The 15911-nt window shown below is 60.6% G+C and carries 16 protein-coding genes, 1 tRNA gene and 2 pseudogenes; 5 read left to right on the top strand and 14 right to left on the bottom strand.

The window, feature by feature from the left end; all coding sequences use genetic code 11:
- Positions 1 to 262: 262 nt before the first annotated feature.
- The 9 genes from C6W91_RS04110 to C6W91_RS04070 all read right to left on the bottom strand — a co-directional run bounded on the left by C6W91_RS04110 (position 263) and on the right by C6W91_RS04070 (position 8948).
- The gene (locus tag C6W91_RS04110) at positions 263 to 925 is read right to left on the bottom strand and encodes a GntR family transcriptional regulator (protein WP_065271228.1); all 663 of its coding nucleotides are present in this window, start codon (positions 923 to 925) and stop codon (positions 263 to 265) included.
- Between the two features lie 156 nt (positions 926 to 1081).
- The gene (locus C6W91_RS04105; RefSeq protein WP_274866724.1) at positions 1082 to 2245 is read right to left on the bottom strand and encodes a M56 family metallopeptidase; all 1164 of its coding nucleotides are present in this window, start codon (positions 2243 to 2245) and stop codon (positions 1082 to 1084) included.
- Positions 2235 to 2630 (bottom strand): BlaI/MecI/CopY family transcriptional regulator, encoded by a 396-nt coding sequence (locus tag C6W91_RS04100; RefSeq protein ID WP_274829675.1) that lies wholly within the window; start codon positions 2628 to 2630, stop codon positions 2235 to 2237. Before C6W91_RS04100 ends, C6W91_RS04105 begins: the two co-directional genes overlap by 11 nt.
- 289 nt (positions 2631 to 2919) lie before the next feature.
- Complete coding sequence (locus C6W91_RS04095) at positions 2920 to 3198, bottom strand: DUF2160 domain-containing protein (protein WP_065271226.1); 279 nt, start codon at positions 3196 to 3198, stop codon at positions 2920 to 2922.
- 1 nt (position 3199) lies between these two features.
- Positions 3200 to 3997, bottom strand: coding sequence for a carbohydrate ABC transporter permease (locus C6W91_RS04090; RefSeq protein ID WP_065271225.1), 798 nt, complete (start codon positions 3995 to 3997; stop codon positions 3200 to 3202).
- A 12-nt stretch (positions 3998 to 4009) separates the two neighbouring features.
- Entirely contained in the window at positions 4010 to 4873 is an 864-nt protein-coding gene (locus C6W91_RS04085; RefSeq protein ID WP_065271224.1) for a carbohydrate ABC transporter permease, read from the bottom strand.
- 6 nt (positions 4874 to 4879) lie between these two features.
- Positions 4880 to 5953: an ABC transporter ATP-binding protein gene (locus C6W91_RS04080; RefSeq protein ID WP_274866723.1), complete on the bottom strand. Its 1074-nt coding sequence runs from the start codon at positions 5951 to 5953 to the stop codon at positions 4880 to 4882.
- Between the two features lie 9 nt (positions 5954 to 5962).
- Positions 5963 to 7039, bottom strand: a complete 1077-nt coding sequence (locus C6W91_RS04075; protein WP_274866722.1) for an ABC transporter ATP-binding protein — start codon at positions 7037 to 7039, stop codon at positions 5963 to 5965.
- A 175-nt stretch (positions 7040 to 7214) separates the two neighbouring features.
- Positions 7215 to 8948 carry an ABC transporter substrate-binding protein gene (locus C6W91_RS04070; protein ID WP_274829672.1) on the bottom strand — a complete coding sequence of 578 codons (1734 nt, stop codon included), beginning with the start codon at positions 8946 to 8948 and terminating at the stop codon, positions 7215 to 7217.
- 300 nt (positions 8949 to 9248) lie between these two features.
- Between C6W91_RS04070 and C6W91_RS04065 the strand changes: the two genes are divergently transcribed.
- The 5 genes from C6W91_RS04065 (at position 9249) to C6W91_RS04045 (ending at position 13072) form a co-directional block, all read left to right on the top strand.
- The gene (locus C6W91_RS04065; protein WP_274866721.1) at positions 9249 to 10391 is read left to right on the top strand and encodes a class I SAM-dependent RNA methyltransferase; all 1143 of its coding nucleotides are present in this window, start codon (positions 9249 to 9251) and stop codon (positions 10389 to 10391) included.
- 110 nt (positions 10392 to 10501) lie between these two features.
- Positions 10502 to 10894 (top strand): carboxymuconolactone decarboxylase family protein, encoded by a 393-nt coding sequence (locus C6W91_RS04060; protein WP_369000992.1) that lies wholly within the window; start codon positions 10502 to 10504, stop codon positions 10892 to 10894.
- A 71-nt stretch (positions 10895 to 10965) separates the two neighbouring features.
- The gene (locus C6W91_RS04055) at positions 10966 to 12207 is read left to right on the top strand and encodes a lytic murein transglycosylase (RefSeq protein WP_274866719.1); all 1242 of its coding nucleotides are present in this window, start codon (positions 10966 to 10968) and stop codon (positions 12205 to 12207) included.
- 296 nt (positions 12208 to 12503) lie between these two features.
- Positions 12504 to 12580: transfer RNA gene (locus C6W91_RS04050), tRNA-Met, on the top strand.
- A gap of 285 nt (positions 12581 to 12865) precedes the next feature.
- Complete coding sequence (locus C6W91_RS04045) at positions 12866 to 13072, top strand: AlpA family transcriptional regulator (RefSeq protein WP_274866718.1); 207 nt, start codon at positions 12866 to 12868, stop codon at positions 13070 to 13072.
- Between the two features lie 103 nt (positions 13073 to 13175).
- Here the strand turns inward: C6W91_RS04045 and C6W91_RS04040 are convergent, their stop codons facing one another.
- The 5 genes and pseudogenes from C6W91_RS04040 to C6W91_RS04020 all read right to left on the bottom strand — a co-directional run.
- Positions 13176 to 13514, bottom strand: a complete 339-nt coding sequence (locus C6W91_RS04040) for a hypothetical protein (protein ID WP_274866717.1) — start codon at positions 13512 to 13514, stop codon at positions 13176 to 13178.
- A 79-nt stretch (positions 13515 to 13593) separates the two neighbouring features.
- Entirely contained in the window at positions 13594 to 14193 is a 600-nt protein-coding gene (locus C6W91_RS04035; protein ID WP_370570455.1) for a hypothetical protein, read from the bottom strand.
- Between the two features lie 47 nt (positions 14194 to 14240).
- A pseudogene (locus C6W91_RS04030) lies at positions 14241 to 15311 on the bottom strand (IS3 family transposase); the annotation flags it as partial.
- Between the two features lie 92 nt (positions 15312 to 15403).
- A pseudogene (locus tag C6W91_RS04025) lies at positions 15404 to 15696 on the bottom strand (IS3 family transposase); the annotation flags it as partial.
- On the bottom strand, positions 15669 to 15911 hold a 243-nt coding region (locus tag C6W91_RS04020; protein ID WP_370570454.1), incomplete at its 5' end, for a hypothetical protein. The pseudogene C6W91_RS04025 and the gene C6W91_RS04020, both read right to left, overlap by 28 nt.

Here is a 15911-nt window from a genome sequence, read left to right as displayed (position 1 = left end):
GAGCGTTCTCCAGACCGAGGCCAGGTCAGACAGTGGAAGAATGAGTGAATAGCGCGCTCTGCCCCCTGACGCGCCGTGCGGTAGTTCTACAATCATTCACCGTTCCGCGGAAATATTTTCCCGTTTTGCGGTAAAATATTGGTTCATAGGCTGATGTGATGCTGCGCAAACGCCCGATTTGCCGAGGTTCAGAGCAATTTCAGGGCACTGCGGAGGCCATGACTGCCGGTAAACTTTGGACAGTTCATTGGTGTGCTGGGCGTCAGCGCAGGTTGGCGATGTTTTCCACCAGCGAAGTGCAGGCATCTGCGATATGCGCCCGGGTCAGTTCCGCAGCGAGGGCAGCATCGCCGGTGCTGCAGGCCTCAAGAATGGCAAGATGCTCTTCATGGGCGCGCTGCATGCCGTTGGACAGCACCAGCTGTGCGCGCAAATATCTGTCGACCCGGTCCATGGCATTGTCGATCACATCGAGATGATATTGCAGGCCGCTAGCCGCGTAGAGCTGCGAATGGAAATCCCGGTTCAGCTGACCCCAGGTCAGGGGATCGTCCGATGCGGAAAACGCTTCCAGACACTGGCGGGCCTGCTCCAGGACCTCTGGCGTCATCTGCGGGACCGCGCGGCGGATCACTTCGGGTTCGATCAGCGCCCGCAGATCAAAGATCTCCTGCGCCTCTTCCGGGGAAAGGCCAGACACAACCGCGCCCTTGTACCGTTGGGTCTTGACCAGCCCCTGTTCCTCAAGCCGCGAGATCGCCTCGCGGACCGGGATCCGGCTGGTGTTGAACAGCCCGGCGATTTCATCCTGCCGCAGCGGTTCGCCCTCTTTCAGGTCACCTTCGATGATGGCCTTGCGCAGGGCTTCGAAAACGATCGACGAGGCCGAGGCGGTTTTCGAGATATCGACGGGGTTCAGCTTCATTCGATTTGGCTCCTCCTGAAGCCTTGATAGGATCTTTTGTGGGTTCTGCAAAGGTTTGGCCGCAATTATCCGCTGCAGACCCAGGACAGGTCGCGTGCGGAAATCGCTTGCAGAGGCAAGCAGGGAGGAAAGGCGGTGGAGGGACGTGCCTGCCTTTTACGGGCGGTCCGTGCCAAAACCAGCGGTCGTGAAGCTGCCTGTCAGGGCGGCGGAGGCGGTCTGCGGCGTGGTGGCCGCTCGGCTGGCCATGCGCTCAAGGTTCACGATGGTTGAGAGCATGATCCGATCATGGCTCCAGTCGGCAGGGCGTTGCAGCAACAGCGCTGTTGTCATCACCGCAGCAACCATCAGGCCCGAGATGATGGCCCAGCCCAGCGGGCTGGCTTTTGCGCTCTGGTCAGCGGTCACGGCGAGCAGGCGGCGTTCCAGCGCTGATGCGCCACGACCTGTTTCGCGGCGATCCACCAGGGCCACCGCAGGGCTGCGACGGGCAAACAGTACCGGGTCCTTGGCCGCATGGGCGCAGGCGCGGATCAGGCATTCGCAATAGGCGCGCAGATCGAAATGAGGCCGTGCCATCATCGCCTGATCGCAGGCAAATTCACGCAGCAGCCGCACTTCGCGGCGCCACAGGTAGAAGGCGGGATTCCAGAACAGCAGCGGTCGCAGCGCATCGAGGAGAAATTCGCATTCGATGTCGCGCTGCCGGAAGTGCTGCAATTCATGCGCGACGGTCAGGCGCAGATCCTGCGGATCCTCCAGCAGGGCGGTCGGCAGAACCACGTAGCGCGAAAAAAGACTGCGGGTGGAATAGGCGACGCGGGCCTCATCAGACAACAGCACCCGCACGCTGCCGATGCGTTTCCAGGTAAAGGCCTGCCGCAGGCTGCTCCGCAGGCGCAGGACCGACACCGCCAATTGCGCCGTGCAGAAGGCCGCGCCAGCTGCCAGAGCGGCCAGCGTCGCCTGTGCCCAGAGAGGTCGATCGCTGGTCAGGGTGCGAACCAGATCCTCGCGCAGGCCCAGAAGATCCTCGAACCGGGTTGCGCTCATCCCGACATGACCCTGCAGATATTGCGCAACCAGAAGGTCCGACAGGTTGGGTGGATGGGCAAAGACCAGGCTGGTCAGGGCCAATACCAGCAGCGGAGACAGTGCGAGCAGCAGCGTCACCGTGTTCAGCAGCTGCAATTGCGGACGGTAGGTTGAGCCGAAAGCGCTGCGGGACAGCAGTTTTCGCGCGACCAGCCAGAGCGCCGCGCCCGCAAACAGCAGCAGGTTCAGATCAAGATAGGCATTCAGTAGAGCATCAGGTTGCATTGTCCCCCAGCCTTTCCTCCAGAAGCGCTCTCATCTCTTCGAGCATTTCGTCGGTCACGTCCTCATCATCGACAAGCCGGGCAACAAGGGCGGCCGGGGCTCCGTTGAAGAGTTTGCTCGAAAGGTTTTTCAGAGATGTTTTCTGGTACTCTGCCTTGGGAACAGCGGGGCGGTAGACCAGCGACCGGTCAGCCCGTTCACTGGTAAGAAAACCCTTCTGCTCCATGATTTTCAAGACCGTTGCGACCGAGGTATAGGCGCGTTCCTGCACTTTGTTCAGCTCGGCCAGAATATCGCGCACGGTGCCGCCGCCGGTTTCCCAGACCACGGTCATGAACTCCAGTTCCACTTCGGTGAGGAGCGATTTGTCCTGTTTCTTTCGCATGCGCGCAGTTGCCTGATCCATTTTGGTCTTCCGCTTATGCTAGGGGAAAGGGGGAGGGGTTGAAAACTATTTTTTTAGCAGAAGCCAGGCGCGCAGATTTCTGGTTGCCAGGGTTCGTAGGGCAGAGACCTCTGTGCACCAGCAGAAAAGGCCCGATTTGCTGAGAAGGCCTTGAGGGGCAGATCTGCCTCTCAAGGCCGTTTTCAAGGGTATTGAAGGTTTGCGCGTCAAGGACAAGCCGCCTTTGGCGGGGCCTTCGGCCTCCTTGACCCGCCGGGCGGGCCCGCCGTCACACCTTCCAGAAGCAGAAGACGCCCCAGGCGATAGACAGGCCGAGCGGGATCCACAGGGGCATGCCGATCAGACCGAGCCAGGCCAGAAAGATATAGGCGGTCCCGAGGAGGCTGATGAACAGCCGGTCGCCGCGAGTGGTTTCGAGCCCCAGGACCCCCTTGCGCAGGTCGCCGCCGGGGTGGCGGATCTCAAGCGCGATGAGAACGCCGATTGCAGAAAAGATACCGATAAAGACCAGCGCCGTCGGCCAGGTCCAGGCCATCCATGATAGCATGTCAAACCCTCCCCATCGCAAAACCCTTTGCGATGTAGTTGCGGACGAACCAAATCACGATGGCGCCCGGAATGATTGTCAATGTGCCCGCCGCCGCCAGAAGGCCCAGCTCATAGCCGGCGCTGGAGGCGGTTTTGGTCATGGTGGCGGCGATGGGTTTGGCCGCCACGGCTGTCAGGGTTTTGGCCAGCAGCAACTCCACCCAGGAGAACATGAAGCAGAAGAAGGCAGCAACGCCGACCCCGGCCTTGATCGAGGGGATGAAGATCACGGCAAAGAACCGCGGGAAGGAATAGCCATCCACATAGGCGGTCTCGTCGAGTTCCTTGGGAATGCCGCCCATGAAACCTTCGAGAATCCAGACCGCGAGCGGGATGTTGAACAGGCAGTGCGCCAGCGCCACAGCCAGATGAGTGTCGAACAGCCCGACGGCCGAATAGAGCTGGAAAAAGGGCAGGGCGAAGACCGCTGCCGGGGCCATCCGGTTGGTGAGCAGCCAGAAGAACAGCTGCTTGTCACCGAGAAAGCGGTAGCGGCTGAAGGCATAGGCGGCCGGAAGGGCCACCGCGACCGAAATCACCGTGTTGATCGTCACGTAGAGGATCGAGTTGATATAACCCCAGTACCAGGTCGGATCGGTGAAGATGACCTTGTAGTTCTCCAGCGTGAAGGTCTGCGGAAAGAGCGAGAATCCTGCGAGGATTTCATTGGTTGTCTTGAAGCTCATCGCCACCAGCCAGTAGATCGGCAGCATGAGGAACAGGATATAGACGATGGGGACGATGGAACGTTTCTGCATCTGATCCCTCCCTTAATTCTGATCGTCTTTGGTCATCAGCGTGTAGAACAGCCAGCTGACCAGAAGCGTGATTGCAAAGTAGATGAGCGACATCGCGGCGGCAGGGCCAAGGTCGAACTGACCCAGCGCGATTTTCACCAGATCGATCGACAGGAGCGTGGTGGAGTTGCCGGGGCCACCGCCGGTCAGAACGAAAGGCTCGGTGTAGATGTTGAAGCTGTCCATGAACCTGAGCAGGATCGCGATGGTCAGGACGGTTTTCATCTTGGGCAGCTGGATGAACCGGAACACCGCCCAGTTAGAGGCGCCGTCGATCTTGGCCGCTTGATAATAGGCGTCGGGGATCGAGACGAGACCCGCATAGGACAGAAGCACCACCAGCGAGGTCCAGTGCCAGACGTCCATGGTGACGATGGTCACCCAGGCCGCGACCGGATCCTGCGTCATGTCGTAGTTGATGCCGAGCGTGTGGTTCAGGAAATAGCCCAGAAGGCCGATATCGGGGAGGGTGAAGATGTTCCACATCGCGCCCACCACGTTCCAGGGGATCAGCATCGGCAGCGCCATCAGCACGAGGCAGACCGGCACCCAGAACCCTTTGCGTGGCATCGACAGCGCAATCGCGATGCCCAAGGGCACCTCGATGATCAGGATCAGGAAGGTAAAGAGGAACTGTCGTCCAAGGGCGGCGTGGAACCGGTCGGAGCGCAGGATCTGTTCGAACCAGTCGAGCCCTTGCCAGAAAAAGACGTTGTCGCCGAAGGTCTCCTGCACCGAGTAGTTGACGACGGTCATCATCGGGATGAGCGCGTTGAAGGCCACCAGCAACAGGACCGGCAGCACAAAGAACCATGCTTTTTGGTTTTCGGTTTTCATTTGCTGTTACTCCGGGTCTGTGGCGAGCCAGCCGTCCACGTAAAGGCGGGTCTGGTCTTGGCGGAAGGCGAGGTGGGTTTCATCGCCTTTGTGCGGGGCGGCGCCTTCCTCGATCACGGCGTTGACCTTGTGGCCAAGGCAGTTGCATTCGACCACCGTGTGGCGGCCGATGTCGGACACCTTGGTTACGGTGGCGGGCAGGCCGCTGTCTGAGAGCGAGACGAACTCCGGGCGGATGCCGATCTCGGTCTTGCCATTAGGGGTGCCGCGCACGGGGCCTTCGAGGGCGACGTGCTGGCCTTCGATCTTTGCCTCTCCGTCAAAGGTGCAGGGCAGGATGTTCATACCCGGCGAGCCGATGAAATGGCCGACAAACGTATGCGCGGGGCGTTCGAACAGCTCAACCGGCGTGCCGATCTGCACCACTTCGCCAAGCTGCATCACCACCACCTGATCGGCAAAGGTCAGTGCCTCGGTCTGGTCGTGGGTGACGTAGATCATCGTCGCCTTCACGCGCTGGTGCAGCTCTTTCAGCTTGGAGCGCAGCTTCCACTTCAGATGCGGATCGATCACGGTGAGCGGTTCATCGAACATCACCACGTTCACGTCCTCGCGCACCAGGCCACGGCCCATTGAGATCTTCTGCTTGTTGTCAGGTGACAACCCAGCGGCCTTCTGATCCAGCATCTCGGTCACTTCGAGCATCTCGGCAATCGCCATGACGCGTTCGCGTACGATGGCCTCGTCCCGGCCACGATTGCGCAGCGGGAAGGCGAGGTTGTCGTAAACGGTCATGGTGTCGTAGATCACCGGGAACTGGAACACCTGCGCGATATTGCGCTGGTCGGGGGGCAGTTTGGTGACGTCCTGGCCATCAAACAGGATCTGACCTTCGGAAGGCACCAGAAGCCCTGAGATGATGTTCAGCAGGGTGGATTTACCACAACCCGAGGGGCCAAGCAGCGCATAGGCGCCGCCGTCGGACCAGTCGAGATCGATCTCCTTCAGGGCGTAGTCGGCCGCGGAGGCCGGCGCCGGAAGGTAGCTGTGGCGTAGTTTTGAAAGGGTAATTTTTGCCATAGTCTTGCCTCACGCCACGCGGGAGCCATCGGGTGCAAAGAAATAGCACGCGGATGGATCCATATAGAAATCATGCATTTCACCGACCTGGTAGGGGTGAACCCCGGCCGAAAGGGAGACCCAGCTGCCCTGAGTGCTGCCAAGGCCCAGATCGAAATGGGCGCTGCTTTCGGAGCCCGAAAGCTCGGTCACCTGCACGCGTCCGGCGATGCGGACTGTGGCCTGCGTGGTGGCGACGGGCAGCACGTGATAGGGGCGGATCGCGACGGTATAGGTGCCATCCGCCAGATCTGCGGCGGCGCCCTCCAGAACCCAGGTCACATCCGGGGTCAGCCGGGCCATGTTACCCTGTTTGGTGATTTCGGCGGTGTTGATCGGCGGATCCGAGAACACCCGGGCCGCGGCCACGTTTTGCGGGTCGCGGTAGATCTCTGCGGTGGGGCCGAACTGGGTAACGCGGCCATCGCGCATCAGCGCGGTCTTACCGCCCAGCAGCAGCGCCTCTTCGGGTTCCGAGGTGGCATAGACTACAACGGCACCACGTCCGGCGAAAAGCTCTGGCAGTTGGTCGCGCAGTTCTTCGCGCAGTTTGTAATCGAGGTTCGCCAGCGGTTCGTCCAGGAACACCGCCTGGCTTTCCTTGGCAATCGCGCGGGCAAGGGCGCAGCGTTGCTGCTGACCGCCAGAGAGTTCATGCGGGCGCCGGTGCAGCATCGGGCGCAGCTGCAGGATATCCGCGGCGTCTTCTACCCGGCCTTCGATTTCGGATTTTGCCATGCCTGCGACCTTCAAGGGGGAGGCGATGTTTTCAAAAACCGTCATGTGCGGGTAGTTGATAAAGAATTGGTGCACCAGGCTAATGTTGCGTTTCTGGGTGTTGAGGCGGGTCACGTCCCGGCCTTCCATCCACACGCCGCCGCTGGCGATCGGGTCCAGCCCGGCCATCAGTTTGATCAATGAGGTCTTGCCCGACCCGGTGGCGCCCAGAAGGACGTTGAAGTGACCGCTCTCCAGTATCAGAGACGTGTCTTTTATGTGCTCAATCGCGCCGACGCGCTTGACCACGTTTTTAAGTTCAAGAGCCATCTTGGTTGGTCTTTCCGGAGAATGGGCCCGCTTGCGCTGCGCCGCTGCGGGCGTCGGCGAGAGAGCCAAAGCGCGATCCGCGCTTCCGTGGGGTTTGCAAATGCCCCGAAGCAGGACATGGGCCGCTTCGGGGTGGGTCGGCCGGGCGGAGAGCCGCCCGGCGGGGAGGGAGCCCTTAGTTCTTGGCCCAGCGGGCAACCAGCTCGTCATAGTTGACGGTCTGGCCCTGAGGCTTCTCGTTCTCCAGCTTCGGCTTGGCGCCGCCATTGGCGTACCACCATTCCGCGTCCTTCTCTTCGTTCAGACGCGGACCACAGCCGCCGTAAATGTTGGCCTGCTCGTCAGCGCGCTGCATCCGGCTCATGGTGATGTCCATTTCCTGAGCAAGACGATCCATCGCTTCCTGCGGCGTGAAGGCGCCGGAGTTTACGTCACCGATCTGCTGCCACCAGATCTGGGCCAGCTTCGGATAGTCCGGAACGTTCACACCGGTCGGCGACCATGCCACGCGGTCGGGCGAACGATAGAATTCCACCAGACCACCGAGTTTCTCGGCACGTTCAGAGAAGCTCTCGTGGTTGACCGAGCTGTCGCGGATGAAGGTGAGACCCACGTGGGATTTCTTCACGTCCACGGTTTTCGACACCACGAACTGAGCGTAGAGCCATGCAGCCTGCGCGCGGTCCAGCGGAGTGGAGTTGAGGAAGGTCCAGGAACCCACGTCCTGATACCCGACCTTCTGGCCTTCTTCCCAGTAGGGGCCATGCGGCGAGGGCGCCATGCGCCACAGCGGGGTGCCGCTGTCGTCGACGGTGTTGTTGCCTTCGGACTTCGGCTTCACCATGTCTGCGGTGAAGGCGGTGTACCAGAAGATCTGCTGTGCCACGTTGCCTTGGGCCAGGGCGGGCAGGGACTGGTAGAAGTCATAAGACGCCGCACCCGGAGGCGCGTATTTGCGCAGCCATTCGTCCCATTTGCGGATCGCATAGACCGCAGCCGGGCCGTTCGCGGCACCACCGCGGGTGACGCTGGCGCCAACCGGGTTGCAGGTGCCTGCTTCCATGCGGATGCCCCATTCGTCGATCGGCACACCGTTCGGCTCACCTTTGGAGCCTGCGCCCGCCATCGACAGCCAGGCGTCGGTCATCCGCCAGCCAAGGTCAGGCGCGCGTTTGCCGTAGTCCATGTGGCCGTAGATATCGACGCCATCGATGTTCTTCACATCTTCCGAGAAGAATTCAGCGATGTCCTCATAAGCGGACCAGTTAACCGGAACGCCCAGATCGTAGCCGTATTTCTCTTTGAAGGCCGCTTGCAGGTCTTCACGGTCGAACCAGTCTTTGCGGAACCAGTAGAGGTTCGCGAACTGTTGGTCGGGCAGCTGATACAGATCGCCATCGGGACCGGTGGTGAACTGGGTGCCCATGAAGTCGTCGAGGTCGAGACCGGGGTTGGTCACAGCCTTGAAATCGCCTTCCATCATGTCGCTGAGGTTATAAGCAAGCTGCAGACGCGAGTGGGTGCCGATCAGGTCGGAATCGTTGACGTAGGCGTCATAGAGGTTCCGCTTGGTCTGCATTTGGGTCTGAACCGCCTGAACGACTTCGCCCTCACCAAGGATCTGGTGGTTCACCTTGATGCCGGTGATTTCTTCAAAGGCTTTTGTCAGAACTTCCGATTCATAGCTGTGCGTGGGGATGCCCTCGGACAGCACGTTGATTTCCATGCCCTTGTAAGGCTCTGCCGCCTGAATGAACCACTGCATCTCGGACAGTTGTTCTTCCTTGGACAGGGCCGATGGCTGGAATTCTTCATCAATCCATTTCTTGGCAGCTGCCTCGTCGGCATATGCTGCTTGGCCCGCAACCACGGCGCAAACCGCTGCTGCGGACAAAAGATACTTCCGCATCTTTCTCCTCCCTAAAGTCAGTAAGGCCAGATGTGCGTTGCTCGCACCTGACTGCTACAGGAGTTTCATAGGGTGCGGCGGATTGTCAAACTAAAAAATTAGTAATGATGTAAGTGTCTGACAATGTTGTGATTAAAGTTGATCTGAAGATACCTATTTGCAGTGCGGGCGCAGCGAAAATCCGCTGCCGCACCGCAGCATCAACCGGATTGGTAGCTCTTGTTGTGGGGATGGCGAGGGCGCTGGGAGAATCGCGTTTTCCCGTCGCGGTGTTCTGAGTTTCCGGCTAAGGAAGGTGCCATGACAGATGAATCCACATTCGAGATCTTTCTGACCGCGGCGCCGGGGCTTGAACAAGCCCTGCTGGCCGAGGCGCGTGAGCTGCAATTTTCCGATCCCCGGGCTGTTCCCGGCGGTGTCACGGTGCAGGGCGGCTGGCCCGAGGTCTGGCGCGCCAACCTGTACCTGCGCGGCGCGGCGCGCGTGCTGGCGCGGATCGGTGCTTTCCGGGCCTTCCACCTTGCGCAACTGGACAAACGCGCCCGGAAATTTCCGTGGGCGGATGTACTGCGCGCGGATGTTCCGATCCGCGTCGAGGTGGCGACCAACAAGAAGTCAAAAATCTACCACGCAGGCGCTGCCGCCCAGCGGATCGAACGGGCCCTGTCCGAAGAGCTGGGCGCCACGATCATTCCGCCCAATGCCAGTGATGAGATGAGCGGCGCAGGTGTGACGCTGAAATGCCGGATTGAGGACAACCTGTGCCAGTTCAGCGTCGATACTTCGGGCGAGGGGCTTCACAAGCGTGGCCACAAATCGGCCGTGGGCAAGGCGCCGATGCGGGAAAATCTGGCGGCGCTGTTTCTGCGCGAATGCGGGTTCGACGGAAGCCAGACAGTAGTGGACCCGATGTGCGGCTCCGGCACCTTCGTGATCGAGGCCGCCGAGATCGCCATGGGGCTGGCGCCCGGGCGCAGCCGCAGCTTTGCCTTTGAGCAACTTGCGACATTTGATGCGGATGCTTTTGCCGCGATGAAAGCCGCAGTCGTTTCGCAGGAGACCCCGCTGCGGTTCTACGGATCCGACCGGAATGCGGGCGCGGTGGAGATGGCCACTGCCAATGCCGCCCGTGCGGGTGTTGCAGGCTGCACGTCCTTTTCGCAGGCTGCGGTCAGCGATCTGATGCCGCCCGAGGGGGCGCCCGGGCTGGTGATCGTGAACCCGCCTTATGGGGCGCGGATCGGCAACAAGAAACTGCTTTTCGCGCTTTACGGCGCGCTGGGGCAGGTCCTGAAAGAGCGTTTTTCCGGCTGGCAGGTGGGTATCGTGACCAGCGAAACCGGTCTGGCAATGGCGACTCAACTGCCCTTTTTGCCCTTCGGGGCACCGGTCGCACATGGCGGGTTGAAGATCCGTCTGTTCCGGACTGCTCCGCTGCCCTGATCCATCGTTCTGATGTGACAATGCTGGCCATACTGCTGAGATCAGTGGCATCTTGGCTGAGCCGGGCTATCTGCGCCCGGCGCCAAATCCTGCATTCACGGAGCCGCAGCATGAGCACATTTGACGAAGATCTGTTTCTAAAGGGGCTTGAGCAGCGCCGCGCCACCCTTGGGGCGGAATATGTAGATGCCAATCTAGCCGCTGCGGATGATTTCAGCCGCCCCTTTCAGGAGGCGATGACCGCCTGGTGCTGGGGGTTTGGCTGGGGCGATGATGTCATCGATGCCAAGACCCGGTCGATGATGAACCTTTCCATGATCGGCGCGCTGGGCAAGATGCAGGAGTGGGAAACTCACTGCAAAGGGGCGCTGAACAATGGTGTCACACAGGATGAACTGCGGGCGATTATTCATGTGATCGGGATTTATTGCGGTGTACCGCAGGCGCTGGAGTGCTTCCGGGTGGCCCGGCGGGTTCTGGCCGAGGCTAACGCGGAGAGCTGAGGCTCAGCCCTTGTCATGGGGTCCGTGATCGGGTGGGATCAGGAGGATGTTTGTTTCCCGGAAGGTCCCTCATGGTTTTGCGTGCTCTGCTCGTTGTTTTTCTGCTGCTGGGCGGCCTCGGCTCGGCCTTGGCCCAGGACCACGCCGCCATTGAGCGCCAGTTCCAGACCTGGTTGCGGCAGGAGGTCTGGCCGCAGGCTCGGCAGGCGGGTGTCTCGCGTCGCACGTTCAAGGCCGCCTTTGACGGCGTGACACTGAACTGGAAGCTGCCCGATCTGGTGCCCCCTGGCGCCCCGGCCAAGACGCCGAAAACGCAGCGGCAGGCCGAGTTCGGCAAACCTGGGAAATACTTCGGGCGTGGCACGGTTGATGGCGCCACGGTGACCGGGCGCCAGATGGCCCGGCGCCACAAGGCAAGTCTGACAAGGGTCGAACGGGAGACCGGCGTGCCCGGGCGGATCATCCTCGCGATCTGGGGGCGGGAAAGCGCCTATGGGCGGGCGGCCATTCCGCATGACGCCTTTCAGGTCCTCGCCACCAAGGGCTTCATGAGCACGCGCGCGGACTATTTCTCGGCCGAGTTGATCGCGGCGCTGCAGATCGCGGAGGCAGGTCACGTGCCCGCCCATGCAATGAAGAGCAGCTGGGCTGGCGCCCTTGGCCAGCCGCAGTTCATGCCCACAAACTTTCTGCAACATGCCGTAGACGGCGACGGCGACGGCCGCGCGGATATCTGGGGGTCAGAGGCCGACACCATCGCCTCGATCGGGACCTATCTGCATCGGCATGGCTGGCAAACTGGGCGCGACTGGGGGTTTGAGGTTTCAGTTCCGGGCAGCGTCTCTTGCGCGCTGGAAGGCCCGGATCAGGGCCGCCTTATTTCCGATTGGGAGGAAATGGGGATCACCCGTGTCTCCGGGCGTCCCTTTCCTGAGCATGAACGCGGTCAGCAGGGGTATCTGTTGATGCCTGCCGGGCGATACGGACCCGCCTTCGTGGTGACGCCAAATTTCTATGTCCTGAAAGATTACAACATGAGCGATCTATACGCCCTGTTCGTGGGGCATGTGGGGGACCGTATCCAGTTCGGTGTCGGTGACTTTCACGCCCGCTGGGGCTCCGTCGGGGGGCTGCTGCGTTCGGATGTTGCCGCCATGCAGCGTACGCTCATAGGGCAGGGGCATGATGTTGGCGGCGCCGATGGGCTGGCCGGTTACAAGACCCGCCGCTCAATCGGGCGCTGGCAGGAAGCCACGGGGCAGTCTCCGACTTGTTTCCCCGATCCTGCGATGAAGGCGGCGCTTGCGCGGTGACTGCGCCGCTGCTCGGCGCAGCATGCGATTCTGAAAAACGCGGCGAAAGCGCGGGTTTCGCTTCGCAGCGGGTGAGGTGGGGGAGGAGGCGTCCAGTCAGCCTAACGCTCGGGTGCCAAGGCTGCGATGGTTTCACAGTGGCTGTCTTTGTCGTCATTTTGTTTGGTGATTTAAGGTTCTGTAAATATTGTAAAATTTTAAAACGGTGCATTTTTTTGAGCAGAAAATCCTGCACAGCCGATTTTCCTGCTTGACCCCACCGGCCCCATTCCGTAAATCGCCTCCACACAGCGAGTGGCGGAGTAGCTCAGCTGGTTAGAGCAGCGGAATCATAATCCGCGTGTCGGGGGTTCAAGTCCCTCCTCCGCTACCATTATTTCCCCAATGTTTTCGGAGACTTCCTTCTATATGGGGTGGTATTCGCTCCGCGGAAACCTTTCCGGGGTGGCGCCGGGGTGGCGAGATTGATCGACTGTTAAGCGCCGCCCGATTCCGTAGGCGAGATTGTCCACTGGCAGGGTGGCGACGGCAACCGCTCGCAGCAGTCGGCGAAGCAAGCGAAGCAACGGAATGGAATTCTAACTGAGCCGTCCTGAGTTCTTTTGCATCGCGCAAACATGGACCGATCTCCCTTTCGCATAGATACAAGGAGGTCATCATGCAGCCGACATCACCCACGCCCGAAGCCCTGATTGGCATTTCGACCCTCGTGCAAATGCTTCAGCGGTCACGTGCCAGCATTTACCGTGATATTCAGAACAAGGCATTTCCGAAGCCCCTCAAGCTGGGTAAATCCTCTCGTTGGAAGTTGTCCGAGGTCCAAGCTGTCATCGAACGCGTCTCTCAGGATCGTATGAACGACTGACTGTTCCGCTTGGTCAAGGCGAGGGAGGGTCATGATACGGCACCTCCTTCTCCACTTCATTTATAGCGGGCGGTTTCTAAATCCGCTCGTTCTTTTGGCTCGGTCAAGAGGCGTGCTGATCGGAGCAGAAAGGAGTATCCGGCACGCCCGCCCGTGGTGATCCTGTCACGGGGATGGGGCGTTGGCCCCTTAAGCTGTCGATCAGTGTCCCGACCTGGCGCACCGCACCAGCGGCGGACAGGGTCGCCAGGGTCATATCTGACAGCAGCGCCAGTTCGGCCACGGCATCGGCAAGCTTGCAGGCGTCATCCTCGCGATAGACGGCTTCGTATCCGCCACGGGAATGGTGCTCGTCGCCATGCCAGAACCGGTGAGTTGCGCTGCATCGCGGCGGTATGCTGATCAACCGCCACTGACGCGGCCCCCAACTGCTGGGCAGCACGGGCGCGGGCCTGTTCCGCCAACTGCGCCGAAATCGCGCCTGTGCGTTCGGCAAATGAGATGGCTTCAAGCTCGGATTCCTACTGCTTGGAAGCGGAGTAGAGCGGATTGTACTTGGCGCGGAGACGGTCCAGCGTCTCGCCATGCGTCGCAGCCGAGCGGCTTGCCTCTTCCATCTCGCGGGCAAGCTGGGCCTGTTCTCCGCGCGAATATTCGGCGGTGACGGTGGTCTGCAACAGCGAGCTGCGGAGGTCGTCAAACTGCGACTTGGCTGCGACTACACCGAGTGTAGACGTGGCATTGGTCAGGGACGATGCGCATGTGCTGCAGGGTGGCTTCAAGCTGAGCGATACCGGCAGTATTGCCAAGGTCCCCCATGCGGAGAGCGAGGCGCTGCGCCGCCTGTTCAGACGTGCGCAGGGCACAGGCGGACGCAAGGATGGTTGCTGCGCCTTGTCGCTGGCGCTGGTGAGCTTGTTCGTTTCGGTGGTGGCCCGCGTCAGCGGAGTAACATCAATTTCGGGCTTGATGCTGCGGAGTTTCGTGAACGCCCCGGCACTATCCTTTTCAAGGCCCCTAACAGCCGCGCGTACAGCTTCAATTGCGCCCTTAAACTGCCGCGCGCCGGAATGCGCTGCGCCTGCGTCGATCTTGAGACGAAGTTCATGGGTCTCTGCCATATTTAGTTTGAACCGCACCGGGTTTGCCGGAGGCTGATTGCGGTTAGTTACGCGGCTCGTTCCTCAGTTTCCATAGGCGCATCGAAATTGGCCTCTGCTTCTGCCGGCGGAATGTTCCCGATAGTCTCAAGCAGACGACGGTTGTTAAAGCAGTCCACCCATTCGAGTGCTGCGTATTCCACTGCCTCGAGGTTGCGCCAAGGGCCGCTGTGGTGAATGACCTCGGCCTTGAACAAGCCGTTGATCGTCTCGGCCAAGGCGTTCTGCGCATTCAAATTATCCCCCGGATCATTTGATCCGCTGCGCGGACCAGCTTGAACTCGTAACTGTCTCCGTCGCTGCTGACAGCCGGCTCGATACCAACTTCTCCCAACCGCTCTGTGTACTTGATCGACAGGTATTGGCTGCCGCGGTCGGAGTGGTGAACAAGCCCCATTGCCTTTGTCGGCCGCCGCTCGTGAACAGCTTGCTCCAGAGCATCGAGAACGAACCCAGCATGCGCCGAGGTGCTGACACGCCAACCAACGATCTTACGGGCATAGGCATCGATAACGAAGGCGACATAGGTGAACCCCTTCCAGGTGGCAACATAGGTGAAATCGCTGACCCAGAGCATGTTGGGCGCGGGCACACGGAACTGCCGGTTCACCTTGTCCAGCGGGCACGGCGCCTTCTTGTCAGGCACCGTGGTCTTGTGCGGCTTGCCCCGGAGCGAGCCTTTGTCCGCCATTGGTCCGAGGACAATGGCGAGCGCCTTGAATACCCATGCTCTTCATCAGCCGGGCACGGTCCGACAACCGGGCCGGATCAGCCCGCTTCGTCAGGTGCTCATAATACGTGGAAGGGGCAATCGTCAGGAATGAGCCATGCCGCGCCGTTGGTCCCAGCGGCAATGGCGAATGCAGATCGGCTCGACCCCATGCTCACCGCGATGCATGTCGCCTCTCGCGCATGGAGGCATGCGCTGCCAGGCAGCGGATAAAGGACACTATCACTTCGACCGGCGGTCGAGCTCCGCCATCGCAAAGTCGAGCACGTCACACCACCGGTTCTAGTGGCGTGATCGACGCTGACGCCTTGCGAAGGATCTCGTTCGCCTGACGCAGCTTGCGGACCTCAGGAGAATACTAATTTGTTGTCTTGCTCATTGCGGCTTCATCCTACTCAGGAGTTGAAGACTCCGGCAAACCCGGTGCGGTTCATTTCAGTAGGCGATCCGGAGCAAGGCCGCAACCCGGCGGTAGCCATATCGGCCGTATTGACGTGTCAGCTCGATCATACCGGCGACCAGGCGTTCCTTGTCAGCACGCCCCTGAGGCAATCGCCGCTCTGTGGACCGGTGCTGACCCACAACGCGGCAAACGCGACGCTCGGAAACCTTCATCTGGCTGCGCAAATGATCAATGCAGGCCCGGCGGCGGGAGGGGCTCAGAAGTTTTCCTTTGCGGCCTCGGACGGGATCAATTTGTCCAGTGTCAGGTCCGAAACGGCCCGGCGAAGCCGCCGTGCATCTGCATCATTTTTCGCATCATGTGTTTCATCATCATCTCGTGGTGGTCGCCCTGCATCTGAGGCTTTTCATCCCCCATATGTGCCCCGCCGGTATTGCCTCCGTGATGGCGGCTGTCGGCCAGAGCGCTGCCGGCGGTGAGCAGGGAAACGGCGAGAATGCTTGCGGTTTTTACAAATGTCGGCATGAAATCCTCCTTTGGTTCGGG

It is taken from the genome of Phaeobacter sp. SYSU ZJ3003, from assembly GCF_041300735.1.
GTDB classification, from domain to species: Bacteria; Pseudomonadota; Alphaproteobacteria; order Rhodobacterales; family Rhodobacteraceae; genus Phycobacter; species Phycobacter gallaeciensis_A.
This window is presented reverse-complemented; position numbering and strand designations above follow the sequence as displayed.

Bases quoted from the DNA above. Each gene is read 5' to 3' on its own strand.
- C6W91_RS04100 (WP_274829675.1), bottom strand. From the start codon at position 2,630: ATGCGAAAGAAACAGGACAAATCGCTCCTCACCGAAGTGGAACTGGAG.
- C6W91_RS04070 (WP_274829672.1), bottom strand. From the start codon at position 8,948: ATGCGGAAGTATCTTTTGTCCGCAGCAGCGGTTTGCGCCGTGGTTGCG.
- C6W91_RS04105 (WP_274866724.1), bottom strand. From the start codon at position 2,245: ATGCAACCTGATGCTCTACTGAATGCCTATCTTGATCTGAACCTGCTG.
- C6W91_RS04075 (WP_274866722.1), bottom strand. From the start codon at position 7,039: ATGGCTCTTGAACTTAAAAACGTGGTCAAGCGCGTCGGCGCGATTGAG.
- C6W91_RS04110 (WP_065271228.1), bottom strand. From the start codon at position 925: ATGAAGCTGAACCCCGTCGATATCTCGAAAACCGCCTCGGCCTCGTCG.
- C6W91_RS04065 (WP_274866721.1), top strand. From the start codon at position 9,249: ATGACAGATGAATCCACATTCGAGATCTTTCTGACCGCGGCGCCGGGG.
- C6W91_RS04060 (WP_369000992.1), top strand. From the start codon at position 10,502: ATGAGCACATTTGACGAAGATCTGTTTCTAAAGGGGCTTGAGCAGCGC.
- C6W91_RS04045 (WP_274866718.1), top strand. From the start codon at position 12,866: ATGCAGCCGACATCACCCACGCCCGAAGCCCTGATTGGCATTTCGACC.
- C6W91_RS04035 (WP_370570455.1), bottom strand. From the start codon at position 14,193: ATGGCAGAGACCCATGAACTTCGTCTCAAGATCGACGCAGGCGCAGCG.
- C6W91_RS04080 (WP_274866723.1), bottom strand. From the start codon at position 5,953: ATGGCAAAAATTACCCTTTCAAAACTACGCCACAGCTACCTTCCGGCG.
- C6W91_RS04055 (WP_274866719.1), top strand. From the start codon at position 10,966: ATGGTTTTGCGTGCTCTGCTCGTTGTTTTTCTGCTGCTGGGCGGCCTC.
- C6W91_RS04090 (WP_065271225.1), bottom strand. From the start codon at position 3,997: ATGCAGAAACGTTCCATCGTCCCCATCGTCTATATCCTGTTCCTCATG.
- C6W91_RS04085 (WP_065271224.1), bottom strand. From the start codon at position 4,873: ATGAAAACCGAAAACCAAAAAGCATGGTTCTTTGTGCTGCCGGTCCTG.
- C6W91_RS04095 (WP_065271226.1), bottom strand. From the start codon at position 3,198: ATGCTATCATGGATGGCCTGGACCTGGCCGACGGCGCTGGTCTTTATC.